Origin of the sequence: Sphingomonas sp. Leaf21 (genome assembly GCF_916858675.1) — a bacterium.
Taxonomy (GTDB): domain Bacteria; phylum Pseudomonadota; class Alphaproteobacteria; order Sphingomonadales; family Sphingomonadaceae; genus Sphingomonas.
This window is the reverse complement of the sequence record NZ_CAKASM010000005.1, coordinates 64,531-76,486: the sequence shown is the minus strand read 5'-3', so window position 1 is coordinate 76,486 and position 11,956 is coordinate 64,531. Positions and strand designations below refer to the sequence as shown.

The 11,956-nt window shown below is 66.6% G+C and carries 13 protein-coding genes; 8 read left to right on the top strand and 5 right to left on the bottom strand.

Annotated features, from left to right (window positions below):
- Positions 1 to 5: 5 nt before the first annotated feature.
- Entirely contained in the window at positions 6 to 1,046 is a 1,041-nt protein-coding gene (locus tag LRP66_RS06625) for a rod shape-determining protein (RefSeq protein ID WP_007403442.1), read from the bottom strand.
- A 135-nt stretch (positions 1,047 to 1,181) separates the two neighbouring features.
- On the opposite strand from LRP66_RS06625, the gene mutL reads away from it, so the two are divergent.
- Positions 1,182 to 2,969 (top strand): DNA mismatch repair endonuclease MutL, encoded by a 1,788-nt coding sequence (gene mutL, locus LRP66_RS06620; protein ID WP_230481722.1) that lies wholly within the window; start codon positions 1,182 to 1,184, stop codon positions 2,967 to 2,969.
- Between the two features lie 418 nt (positions 2,970 to 3,387).
- On the opposite strand, the gene rplI is transcribed toward mutL, so the two are convergent.
- Genes rplI through rpsF form a run of 3 tightly spaced genes read right to left on the bottom strand, consistent with a single transcriptional unit; the run spans position 3,388 to position 4,631 of the window.
- Positions 3,388 to 3,984 carry a 50S ribosomal protein L9 gene (gene rplI, locus LRP66_RS06615; protein ID WP_230481721.1) on the bottom strand — a complete coding sequence of 199 codons (597 nt, stop codon included), beginning with the start codon at positions 3,982 to 3,984 and terminating at the stop codon, positions 3,388 to 3,390.
- Between the two features lie 12 nt (positions 3,985 to 3,996).
- Positions 3,997 to 4,221, bottom strand: a complete 225-nt coding sequence (rpsR, locus tag LRP66_RS06610) for a 30S ribosomal protein S18 (RefSeq protein WP_007403456.1) — start codon at positions 4,219 to 4,221, stop codon at positions 3,997 to 3,999.
- Positions 4,221 to 4,631, bottom strand: a complete 411-nt coding sequence (gene rpsF, locus LRP66_RS06605; protein ID WP_037567458.1) for a 30S ribosomal protein S6 — start codon at positions 4,629 to 4,631, stop codon at positions 4,221 to 4,223. The genes rpsR and rpsF overlap by 1 nt, the downstream gene beginning before the upstream one ends.
- Before the next feature lie 255 nt (positions 4,632 to 4,886).
- Between rpsF and fabD the strand changes: the two genes are divergently transcribed.
- The 6 genes from fabD (at position 4,887) to mltG (ending at position 10,035) form a co-directional block, all read left to right on the top strand.
- The gene (gene fabD / locus LRP66_RS06600; RefSeq protein ID WP_230481720.1) at positions 4,887 to 5,846 is read left to right on the top strand and encodes an ACP S-malonyltransferase; all 960 of its coding nucleotides are present in this window, start codon (positions 4,887 to 4,889) and stop codon (positions 5,844 to 5,846) included.
- 47 nt (positions 5,847 to 5,893) lie between these two features.
- Positions 5,894 to 6,316 carry a GxxExxY protein gene (locus LRP66_RS06595; protein ID WP_230481719.1) on the top strand — a complete coding sequence of 141 codons (423 nt, stop codon included), beginning with the start codon at positions 5,894 to 5,896 and terminating at the stop codon, positions 6,314 to 6,316.
- Between the two features lie 11 nt (positions 6,317 to 6,327).
- The gene (gene fabG / locus LRP66_RS06590) at positions 6,328 to 7,068 is read left to right on the top strand and encodes a 3-oxoacyl-[acyl-carrier-protein] reductase (RefSeq protein WP_230481718.1); all 741 of its coding nucleotides are present in this window, start codon (positions 6,328 to 6,330) and stop codon (positions 7,066 to 7,068) included.
- Between the two features lie 132 nt (positions 7,069 to 7,200).
- Positions 7,201 to 7,437 (top strand): acyl carrier protein, encoded by a 237-nt coding sequence (locus tag LRP66_RS06585; protein WP_007403554.1) that lies wholly within the window; start codon positions 7,201 to 7,203, stop codon positions 7,435 to 7,437.
- Positions 7,438 to 7,559: 122 nt separating this feature from the next.
- Entirely contained in the window at positions 7,560 to 8,816 is a 1,257-nt protein-coding gene (gene fabF / locus LRP66_RS06580) for a beta-ketoacyl-ACP synthase II (RefSeq protein WP_230481717.1), read from the top strand.
- Positions 8,817 to 9,066: 250 nt separating this feature from the next.
- A complete protein-coding gene (gene mltG, locus LRP66_RS06575; RefSeq protein ID WP_230481716.1) occupies positions 9,067 to 10,035 on the top strand; it encodes an endolytic transglycosylase MltG in 969 nt (322 codons plus the stop codon).
- 2 nt (positions 10,036 to 10,037) lie between these two features.
- Here the strand turns inward: mltG and bla are convergent, their stop codons facing one another.
- Positions 10,038 to 10,901 (bottom strand): subclass B3 metallo-beta-lactamase, encoded by an 864-nt coding sequence (gene bla / locus LRP66_RS06570; RefSeq protein WP_230481715.1) that lies wholly within the window; start codon positions 10,899 to 10,901, stop codon positions 10,038 to 10,040.
- Between the two features lie 95 nt (positions 10,902 to 10,996).
- Between bla and LRP66_RS06565 the strand changes: the two genes are divergently transcribed.
- Positions 10,997 to 11,911 (top strand): LysR family transcriptional regulator, encoded by a 915-nt coding sequence (locus LRP66_RS06565; RefSeq protein ID WP_230481714.1) that lies wholly within the window; start codon positions 10,997 to 10,999, stop codon positions 11,909 to 11,911.
- Positions 11,912 to 11,956 lie beyond the last annotated feature (45 nt).

Here is an 11,956-nt window from a genome sequence, read left to right as displayed (position 1 = left end):
GAAGGTTAGCCGTTGAGCAGGACGCCGCGATACATCGGATCTTCCAGCGCACGGCCGGTGCCCAGCGCCACGCAGGTCAACGGATCCTCCGCCACGGTCACGGGCAGGCCGGTCTCGTCGCGCAGTACCTCGTCCAGCCCCTCCAGCAGCGCGCCGCCGCCGGTCAGGACGATGCCCTGGTCGACGATGTCGGCGGCCAGCTCGGGTGCGGTGTTCTCGAGCGCGACGCGAACGCCCTCGACGATGGTCGCGACCGGTTCGGACAGTGCTTCCGCGATCTGGCCCTGGTTGATCGAGATTTCCTTGGGCACGCCGTTGACGAGGTCGCGGCCCTTGATCTGGATCGTCACGCCGATGCCGTCCGCGGGGGGACGTGCGATGCCGACCTCCTGCTTGATGCGCTCCGCCGTGGCTTCGCCGATCAGCAGGTTGTGGTTGCGGCGGACATAAGAGACGATCGACTCGTCCATCTTGTCGCCGCCGACACGCACGCTCGTGGTGTAGGCCAGGCCACGCAAGCTCAGCACCGCGACTTCGGTCGTGCCGCCGCCGATATCGACGACCATCGAACCGATCGGCTCGGTCACGGGCATGTCGGCGCCGATCGCGGCGGCCATCGGCTCCTCGATCAGGAAGACCTGGCTCGCGCCCGCGTTGGAGGCGGCGTCGCGGATCGCGCGGCGCTCGACCTTGGTCGAACCCGAGGGCACGCAGATCACGATCTCGGGCCAGCGCGCGAACTTGCGCGGGCCGTGCACCTTCAGGATGAAGTGCTTGATCATCTGTTCGGCGACGTCGATGTCGGCGATCACGCCGTCGCGAAGCGGGCGGATCGCCTCGATATTGCCGGGCGTCTTGCCCATCATCAGCTTGGCGTCGTCGCCGACCGCCTTCACCTTCTTGATGCCGTTGATCGTCTCGACCGCCACCACGGACGGCTCGTTGAGCACGATGCCGCGTCCGCGGACATAGACCACGGTGTTCGCGGTGCCGAGGTCGATCGCCATGTCTTGCGACATGAATTTCAAGAAGCGGGGAAGGGGCATCGAAGCTTTCGTTCCGTCTGTGGACCGGGTGGGCGTGGCTCATGTCCCGGACCGCCGCCAAGAGCCGTTACAGGCACCTGTTCCGTCACTTTTGCGGGGTCGCGGGATGCCGTCGCTTGGGCTAGGGTTTGCCGCATGTCAATACGGCGTCTGCCTCCACATCTCGTCAATCGTATCGCCGCCGGTGAAGTGGTCGAAAGGCCCGCCAGTGCGTTGAAGGAACTGGTCGAGAATTCCATCGACGCGGGGGCGACGCGGATCGCCGTGACCCTGGGCGAGGGCGGTTTGCGGCGGATCGAGGTGGCCGATGACGGATGCGGCATGTCGGCCGAGGACATGGCGCTCGCGCTCGAACGGCACTGCACCTCCAAGCTGCCGGACGAGGCCATCGAATCGGTCGTAACGCTCGGATTTCGCGGTGAAGCCTTGCCATCGATCGCCAGCGTGGCGCGGGTCACGATCGAAAGCCGACCGGCGGGCCGCGACGGCTGGAGCCGGGTGGTCGACAATGGCGAGGTGCTGCGCGATGGCCCGGCCGCCGTACCGCCGGGCACGCGGATCGTCGTCGAGGAGCTGTTCGCGCGCGTACCCGCCCGGCGCAAGTTCCTGCGTTCGGCGCGCTCCGAATATGCCGCCTGCCTGGACATGGTGCGCCGGTTGGCGATGGCCCGCCCGGACATCGCCTTCACGCTGGAGCATGACGGCCGCCGTGTCCTGACCGTGCCGGGTGGCGAGGAGCGGCCGGGCCGAGTCGCGGGGCTGACCGATCGCGCGCTGGCCGAGAATTCGGTGCCGATCGACTGGGTCCGCGAGGCGGCGACCCTGGGCGGGGTCGCCAGCCTGCCGACCTTCAACCGGGGCATCGCCGATCACCAATATCTCTTCGTCAACGGTCGCCCGGTCCGCGACCGGCTGCTGATGGGCGCGATTCGAGGGGCTTATGCGGAGATGTTGCCACGCGATCGCCACGCGGTGGTCGCGCTGTTCCTCGACCTGCCGCCGACCGAGGTCGATGTGAACGTCCATCCCGCCAAGACCGAGGTCCGGTTCCGCGACCCGGCGCTGATCCGGGGCATGATCGTCTCGGGACTTCGGCGCGCACTCGACGAGGCGGGGCATCGCAGCGTGCAGCGCCCGGCCGAATCGGCGCTCGCCATGTGGCAGAGCGAAAGCGTGGCCGCGCCGCAGTCGGCGATGCCGCCCGCCGACGACTGGGGGATGGCCGCGCCTGAAACGCGAGTGATGGATCGCCAGTCGCTGTTCGCGCCGCGCCCCGGCTTTTCCGCGCCCCCGCCACTCGCGCGCGCCGAACCGGCGAGCGCGGCGCCGCCCGAGGTCCGCCAATTCCCGATGGGTGTCGCGCGCGGGCAGGTGGCCAGGACCTATATCGTTGCCGAGGCTGAGGACGGGCTCGTCCTGGTCGACCAGCATGCCGCGCATGAGCGGCTGGTGCTGGAGCGGATGCGTGCCGCGCTGACCGGCGGACGCGTGGCGTCGCAGGCGATGCTGATCCCCGAAGTGGTCGAACTCGACGAACCCGCCTGCGACCGGCTCGAGGCCCGCGTCGAGGAACTGGCGGAATTCGGTCTGGATCTCGAGCGTTTCGGACCGACCGCGATGCTGGTGCGCGCGACGCCCGCACTCCTGGGGCAAAGCGATCAGAGGGGTCTGGTCAGCGATCTCGCCGACGAACTGGCAGCGTTCGACCAGGCGCTGTCATTGCGCGAGCGGCTGGACCATGTGGCGGCGACGATGGCGTGCCACGGCTCGGTCCGCGCAGGCCGCATCCTCTCGGTCGCCGAGATGAACGCGCTGCTCCGCGAGATGGAGGTCACGCCGCATTCGGGCCAGTGCAACCATGGCCGCCCGACCTGGGTGAAGTTGCAACACGGTGATATCGAGAAGCTGTTCGGGCGGAAGTAACTGTAGCCCCTTCTTCCCTGTCCCCTTTTCGAGGGGCGTGGGACGATCCCGGCGTATCGAAATCGGCCTGATCCACGATAGGTCACCCTTGTTTTAGCGACGAAACGACCCCATAGAGCGATCAGTTGCAGATTTTTCCGCTTCGACGTTCATCCAAGCGAAACTTTTGTACCGCGCCGTGTATTTATGGCTGCAAGAAGGGCTTGGGCGGTTTTTGACATGAAGCACATTATGCCACTGATTTTCGCACTCATCCCGCTGGCCGCCGTGGTCGGCGCGTGCGTCGCCTGTCCCTGAAGCCTCGGCCGCGCTGCCGCATGGCGCGCGCAAATGTTGCAGTCTCCCAAGACGCAAAAAGGGCCGCCCGGTCATACCGGACGGCCCTTCTTTTATCGGCGGGAGGCCGAAGCGCGGGGGATTAGCCCTGCGCTTCCTCTTCCTGCTCCGGCTGAGCTTCGGCGGTGGCGCCGGGCTCTGCGTTGGGATCGTAATCCTCGGTGAAGCCGGCTTCGTCACGCTCGAACATCGAGGCCATGACGTCGACGCCCTGCGCCTGCATCTCGGCTTCTTCCGGCGAGCGGGCGACGTTGACCTTGACGGTCACGGCCACTTCCGGGTGAAGCGCGACGCGCACGTCGTACAGGCCGATCGCCTTGATCGGACGGTCGAGCACGATCTGGCTCTTGTTGACCTTGTGACCATCGGCGACCAGCGCCTCGACCAGGTCACGCACCGCGACCGAGCCATAGAGCTGGCCGACGTTCGACGCCTGACGGATCAGGGTGACGGTGGCGTTCTCGAAGGTCTTCGCCTCGACCTCGGCCTCGCCGCGACGATTCGCGTTCTCGGCTTCGATACGGGCGCGGTTGGCCTCGAACACCTTCTTGTTGGCTTCGTTGGCGCGCAGCGCCTTCTTGCGCGGCAGCAGGAAGTTACGGGCGAAGCCGTCCTTCACCGTGACCACGTCGCCGATGGCGCCGAGCTTCTCGACGCGCTCAAGCAGAATAACGTCCATCTCTAGGACTCCTTACTTCACGACGTAGGGCAGGAGGCCCAGGTGACGGGCGCGCTTGATGGCCTGGGCCAGTTCGCGCTGCTTCTTGGCCGACACGCTGGTGATGCGCGAAGGCACGATCTTGCCGCGCTCGGACACGAAGCCCTGCAGCAGACGGACGTCCTTATAGTCGATCCGGGGCGCGTCCTTCGCGGAGAAGGGGCAGCTCTTGCGGCGACGGAAAAACGGGCGGGCCATTATGCGGCTTCCTCTTCACGATCACGACGGGGGCGGTCAGCGCGGTCGGGGCGTTCGCCACGATCGGCACGACGCTCGCGGTCGCGCTCCTGCTTGCGCATCATCACCGACGGACCTTCTTCATGGCCGTCAACCTTGACGGTCATGTAGCGGATCACGTCTTCGTTGATCTGGGTCTGGCGCTCCAGCTCGGCGACGACACCGGCGGGGGCGTCGATTTCGAGCATGACGTAATGCGCCTTGCGGTTCTTGGCGATCTTGTACGCCAGCGAACGCAGGCCCCAGGTCTCGGTCTTCACGACCTTGCCCTGATTGTCCTCGACGATCTTCGTGGCGGCTTCCGCCAGCGCGTCCACCTGCGCCTGTGCCAGATCCTGGCGCGCAAGGAACACGTGCTCGTAAAGAGCCATGCAGCTTACCTTATGTTGGCCGATCGCTGACGCCCACCCCATGTGGGACGCCCCTCCGGCTGTCTTCCGTACTTCAATACCGTCACGCCAAAATGGCATGAGGGCGGGTGAAGCAGGTGCTTCCCGCCCAATGGTGCGCTGGCTCATAGCGAATTGCGGCCGAAAGGCAAGCGGGAAGGGCGCGCGGACTTGCCAGCGGCGGGCGACCTTTCTACCGCGCGGGCCATCCTATTACCGTTTGATGGCAGAACCGACATGCGCGCATTCATCTTTCCGGGCCAGGGCAGCCAGGCCGTCGGCATGGGCAAGGCGCTGGCCGAGGCCAGCCCCGTCGCCCGCGAGGTGTTCCAGGAGGTCGACGAGGCGCTGGGCCAGCATCTCTATCGCCTGATGACCGAGGGCCCCGCCGACGAACTCACCCTGACCGAGAATGCGCAACCCGCGATCATGGCGAACGCCATCGCGACCCTGCGCGTGTTGGAGAAGGAAGGCGGTGTCCGGCTGTCGGAGAAGGCCGACTTCGTCGCGGGCCATTCGCTGGGTGAGTATACGGCGCTGTGCGCGGCGGATGCGATCGACTTGCCGACGACGGCGCGGCTGCTCAAGCTGCGTGGCCGCGCGATGCAGGCGGCGGTGCCGGTGGGCGAGGGCGCGATGGCGGCCCTGCTCGGCGCGGACCTGGAAAAGGCCAGGACGATCGCGGGGGCGGCGGTCGATTCGATCCTGGCCGAGGGTGGCGAGGAGCTGGTCTGCACCGTCGCGAACGACAATGACCCTTCGCAGGTCGTGATCTCGGGCCACCGCGCGGCGATTGAGAAGGCGGTGGCGCTGGCCAAGGAACTGGGCGCCAAGCGCGCCGTCCTGCTGCCGGTGTCGGCACCCTTCCACTGCCCGCTGATGCAGCCCGCCGCCGACGCGATGGAGGCGGCGCTCGCCGAAGCGACGATCCGCGCGCCGCTGGTGCCGGTCTATGCCAATGTCGAGGCGGCGCCAGTCGCCGATCCGGGCACCATTCGCGCGCTTTTGGTGGCGCAGGTGACGGGCATGGTTCGCTGGCGCGAATCGGTGCTGGCGATGGAGGCGGCGGGTGTTTCGAACTTCGTCGAATTCGGCGGCAAGGTGCTCGGCCCGATGGTCAAGCGCATCGCCCCCGACAGCGACGCGATCAGCGTCGTGACGATGGACGATATTGAGGGGCTTCTGGCCAAGCTCTGATTTTTTTGCGCGCAGAGGCGCGGAGGACGCAGAGAGGGATTGGGGCCATGCGGGACATAGATCTCGTTAGTGGGGATGTGGTCGATGTCGCGTTGCGGTTGCATCGCGAGCTTGGTCCTGGTCTTCTTGAAAGCGTCTATGAGCTTGTGCTGGCTGCCAGATTGGCAGCCATGGGCTATACCGTCGCGCGTCAGCGCAGTATCGACATCGAGTTTGAGGGCGTGCGTATTGAAGGGGCCTTCAAGATCGACCTTCTGGTCGATGAGCGCTTGGTCGTGGAAGTCAAATCGGTGGAGCGACTGGCTCCTGTTCATGCCAAGCAACTTCTCACCTATCTCCGTCTCACCGGGCAGCCCGTGGGGCTGCTGATCAACTTCGGAGGGGAGACGCTGCGCGAGGGCATACGTCGCCTCGTCAACAACCATAACCCCTCTGCGTCCTCCGCGCCTCTGCGCGAACAAAAATTCTAGGGAGTTTCCAAATGTTCGACCTGACAGGAATGACCGCCCTCGTGACCGGCGCATCGGGTGGCCTGGGTTCGGCGGTGGCGAAGGCACTTGCCGCGCAGGGAGCGAGGCTGGCGCTGTCCGGCTCCAATATCGACAAGCTGGAGGCGTTTCGTGCCGAGCTGGGCGGCGAGCATGTCGCGGTGCCGTGCAACCTGTCCGATCCCGCCGCGGTCGACGCGCTGATCCCGCAGGCCGTCGAGGCGCTCGGTGGCAAGCTCGACATCCTGGTCAACAATGCGGGCGTCACCCGCGACAACCTGACCATGCGGATGAAGGACGAGGAGTGGGACCAGGTCATCAGCGTCAACCTGGAGGCGACCTTCCGCCTGATCCGCGCTGCCGCCAAGCCGATGATGAAGGCGCGGTTCGGCCGGATCATCTCGATCACGTCGATCGTCGGCGCGACCGGCAATCCCGGCCAGGCGAACTATGCCGCGTCCAAGGCGGGCATCGTCGGCATGTCGAAGGCGGTGGCGCAGGAACTCGCCAGCCGCAACGTCACCGTCAACTGCGTCGCACCCGGATTCATGCGCTCGGCGATGACCGACGTGCTGCCCGAGGCGCAGAAGGCCGCGCTGCTGGGCAAGATTCCGGCGGGCGACCTGGGCAAGGGCGAGGATATCGGCGCTGCCGTCGTCTATCTGGCGTCGAAGGAAGCGGGTTATGTCACCGGCCAGACGCTGCACGTCAATGGCGGCATGGCGATGCTGTAAGCCCCCAAAAAGGGCACCAATCATCCTATCCTGGCCCAAGTCCGTCGCTGGACGGGCTTGCCAGACATGGGCGCGCGTTCTACGTGCGTTCAGCAAGTATCAACCCCCGATGAATTACGAGAAGGGATTACCATGAGCGAGACCGCCGACCGCGTGAAGAAGATCGTCGTCGAGCATCTCGGCGTCGAAGCCGACAAGGTGACCGAGGACGCGAGCTTCATCGACGATCTCGGTGCCGACAGCCTCGACATCGTCGAGCTCGTCATGGCGTTCGAGGAAGAGTTCGGTGTCGAGATCCCGGACGATGCCGCCGAGAAGATCACGACCGTCAAGGACGCGATCACCTATATCGACGAGAACAAGGCCTGATTCCGGGGCCTCGGCCCGCAGATGATGCGGGCCGAACGGGCCGCCAAGGCCAGGTTTCAAACGGCTCCCTGACCCCTATTTAGCGGGCGGGGAGCCGTTTTCGTTTTGGAATGGAGTGGAATATGCGGCGCGTCGTCGTCACCGGATTGGGTCTTGTCACGCCGCTTGGCGCGGACGTGGAAACCGCCTGGGCCAATCTGATCGCTGGCAAGTCCGGCGCGGGAACGATCACCCGCTTCGACACCACGGGGCAGAAATGCACCATCGCGTGCGAGGTGAAGCCCAAGGACCATGAATATGGCTTCGACCCCGACAAGCGCGTCGACCACAAGGTCCAGCGTCAGGTCGATCCCTTCATCGTCTACGGCATCGACGCCGCGGGCCAGGCGCTGGAAGACGCCGGCCTGACCGAGATGGACGAGGCGACGAAGCTGCGGGCGGGCGTGTCGATCGGCTCGGGCATCGGCGGCCTGCCGGGCATCGAGATCGAATCGGTCAACCTGCACGAACGCGGTCCCGGCCGGGTCAGCCCGCACTTCGTCCACGGCCGCCTGATCAACCTGATCTCGGGCCAGGTCAGCATCAAATACGGCCTGATGGGCCCGAACCATGCGGTCGTCACCGCCTGTTCGACCGGCGCGCATTCGATCGGCGACGCGGCGCGGATGATCCGCGACGACGATGCCGACATCATGCTGGCGGGTGGCGCGGAAAGCACGATCAACCCGCTCGGCGTGGCGGGGTTCGCCCAGGCGCGCGCGCTCAACATGAGCATGAACGACCGCCCGACCGAGGCGAGCCGCCCCTATGACAAGGGCCGCGACGGCTTCGTGATGGGCGAAGGCGCTGGCGTCGTCGTCCTCGAAGAATATGAGCACGCCAAGGCGCGCGGCGCGAAGATCTACGCCGAGGTCGTGGGTTACGGCCTGTCGGGCGACGCCTACCACGTCACTGCGCCGCATCCCGAGGGCAAGGGGGCCGAGAACGCGATGCGCATGGCGTTGCGCAAGGCTGGCATGGAGCCGTCGGACATCGACTATATCAACGCCCATGGCACCTCGACCATGGCCGACACGATCGAACTGGCTGCGGCCAAGCGCGTGTTCGGCGACGATCTGTCGGGTGCGTCGATGTCGAGCACCAAGTCGGCGATCGGCCATCTTCTGGGCGGCGCCGGTGCGGTGGAGAGCATCTTCTGCATCCTCGCCCTGCGCGACCAGATCGTGCCGCCGACCCTGAACCTCGACGATCCGGACGAGGGGACCGAGGGCGTCGACCTGGTGCCGCACAAGGCCAAGAAGCGCGAAGTGAAGGCGGTGCTGAACAATTCGTTCGGCTTTGGCGGAACGAATGCCTCGCTGGTGATGAAGGCGATCTGATCCGCCCGGCGCTCCCGCCGCAGTTCAGCCCGGGCGAAGTCGAAGGCCACGGGACTCGGTGCGAGACTTCGCCTCCGCTCGACGCCAACGGAGCGGGGGTTGGGTGACAAATTCGACCCCGATGAGGATCGGGTCCGGTTGCAAAATCTCTACGCTCGCGTCATCGGGCGGAAAGGCAATCGGACCCCGATCATCATCGGGGTCGTTCCATGTTCGGGGCCCAGCGCCCTTCGTCAAAACCGGGTGAGATATGCGCAAGGTCGGCTGTATCGGATTGCTGCTGGGGCTGGTCGGCATCGCCGTGTTCGCCTGGGTCGCGCATGACTGGGCAGGGGCCGGGCCTGCGCAAAGGCCGCTGGCGGTCGTCGTACCCGAAGGCGCCAGCCTCGCCCGGGCGGCCAATGCGCTGGAAAAGGCGGGTGCTATCCGCTCGGCCAGCCGCTTCCGCCTCTATGCCCGGCTTTTCGGAGAGGGCGGCGCGATCAAGGCGGGCGAATATGCCATTCCCGACCATGCCAGCGCGCATGAGGTCCTGACCCTGTTGCAGGAGGGCAAGGTCCGCCAGCGGCTGGTGCCGGTGCCGGAGGGCTATCCGTCCGTTCTCGTCCATGACGCGCTGATGAAGGCGGATGGCCTGACCGGGACCGTGCCTGTCCCCGCCGAAGGATCGATCCTGCCGGACAGCTATGCCTATCAGAAGGGCGATAGCCGCGCCTCGGTCGTGGCGCGGATGCAGAAGGCGATGAAGGACTATCTCGCCAAGGCCTGGGCCCGCCGCAAGCCGGGCATCGCGGTCGCCTCGCCCGAACAGGCGATCATCCTCGCCTCGATCGTCGAGAAGGAGACGGGCAAGCCTTCCGAACGGCGGACGGTGGCGGCGGTCTATGGCAATCGCCTGCGCATCGGGATGCCGCTACAGGCCGACCCGACCGTCATCTATCCGATCACCAGGGGGCGTCCGCTCGGCCGCCGCATCCTGCGCTCGGAACTGCACGCGAAGAACGGGTACAACACCTATGCCAGCCCCGGCCTGCCGGTCGGGCCGATCGCCAATCCGGGCCGCGCATCGATCGACGCGGTGCTCGACCCGGCCGACAGCAAGGCCCTGTATTTCGTCGCGGACGGATCGGGCGGCCATGTCTTTGCCGACACGCTGGCCGAGCATAATGCCAATGTGCAGAAATGGTATGCGATCCGTCGCCAGCGCGGCGAGATGTAGGATCAGCGGCTTTCGCTCGCCAGCCGTTTCGCCAGCGCGCGTTGCGAGGAAAGGGCATAGGCGCGACAGGCACCGGGCGAGTCGCGGAACCGGTCGGTCGCGCCGTCCTGGTCGGCATGGGCGGTGATCAGGATGTCGCAGGGTAGCGCGCGCATCGCGGCCTGCCCCCGCGCGAAGGCAGCGACCACGGGGCGGCTCGCTGGCGCCGAGAACCGATAGTCGTCGGTCGAGACGGGGTTCAGACTGGCGGCGAAGACGATCGCCTTGCATCGTGAACCCCGACAGGCGCGCCAGCTCCAGCTGGTGCTCCCCATCGTATGGCCGGGCGTGGCGCGGGCGGTGACCACGGTGTCACCGAGCGTCAGCCGCTCACCGTCGCGGATCACCCGGACCGAGGCGATAGCGGGAAAGCGGCTGTCATAGCCGTGCTGCGGATCGTCGGTGGCCAGGCGCCCGCTCCGCAACCCCTCCGCCCCGCGCGCGCTGGCGATGACGGTCGCCCCGGTATCGCGTGCGAGCGCGGCGATCCCGCCCGCGTGATCGAAATGGGGTTCGGTGCTGAGAATATATCTGATGTCGCGGGGCCGGAAGCCGAGCCTTGCGACATTGGCCAGGATTTGCGGTGCGGCCTGCGGCAATGCTCCGTCGATCAGGATCAATCCCTTGCCCGTATCGGTGAGCGCGACGTTGAGGCCGCCGAATCCCACCAGATAGCTATTGCCGAACACCCGCACCGGCGGACGGGGCGACAGCCATTGCGCGGTGCGATCGGTCACGATCGGCCGCGTCAGCGGATCGTCCTGCGCGGCCGTGGCGAGGGGGGCGGTCAGGGCGGCAAGCGTCGCGATGACGAATCTGGCAAACATGGTCCGTTCTCCTTGGTGATGACGATGCGGACTTGCGCGACGCGGCACAAAGCATCTTCCCTCGACAGAGCCATGAGCGGAACTCATGATGGGCCATGGATCGTGCCCAACTCCCGCTCAACGCCCTGCGCGCTTTCGAGGCGGCAGCGCGCCATCTGAACTTCACGCGCGCCGCGATCGAACTGTGCGTCAGCCAGGGGGCGGTGAGCCATCAGGTGTCCGCGCTCGAGAAGCGGCTGGGGGCCAGGCTGTTCCATCGCCTGCCGCGCGGACTGGCGCTGACCGATGACGGGCAGGCGCTGGTGCCGGTGTTGGCGGAAACCTTCGATCGGATCGGTGCGACGCTCGACCGTTTCGGCGATGGCGGCTTCCAATATGTCCTGAACGTCGGCGTGGTCGGCACCTTCGCCACCGGGTGGCTGCTCGCGCGGCTGGACGCCTTCGGTGCCGCCCATCCGCATATCGACCTGCGCGTGGCGATCAACAACAACCGGGTCGATCTGGCGGGGGAGGGACTGGACTATGCGATCCGCTTCGGTGACGGCGCGTGGCATGGCACGCATGCCGAGCCGTTGATGACGGCGCCGCTGACGCCGCTTTGCGCACCGTTGGTGGCCGCGCGATTGCGGGAGCCGGGCGATCTGGCACGGGAGCGCTTGTTGCGGTCCTATCGGGTCAGCGAATGGGAAAGCTGGTTCGCGGCGGCTGGCGGCGACGCGCCGACGCCGCGGGGACCGATGTTCGACAGTTCCGCGCTGATGGCGGCTGCGGCGATGGCTGGGCTGGGCGTCGCGCTCGCGCCCAAGGCGATGTTCGGCCATGAACTGACGACCGAGCGGCTGGTCCAGCCATTCGACGTCGAGGTCGATGCGGGGCGCTACTGGCTGACGCGGCTGCTGTCCCGGAAAGAAGGGTTGGCGATGAAGGCGTTTCGGCAGTGGTTGGTCGGGGCGGTGGGCGACTCCGCCCCTCCACCACCGCTTCGCGGCGGTCCCCCTCTCCAGGCCTAGCTTGGGGAGGGGGACCATCGCGTTAGCGATGGTGGAGGGGCAGCC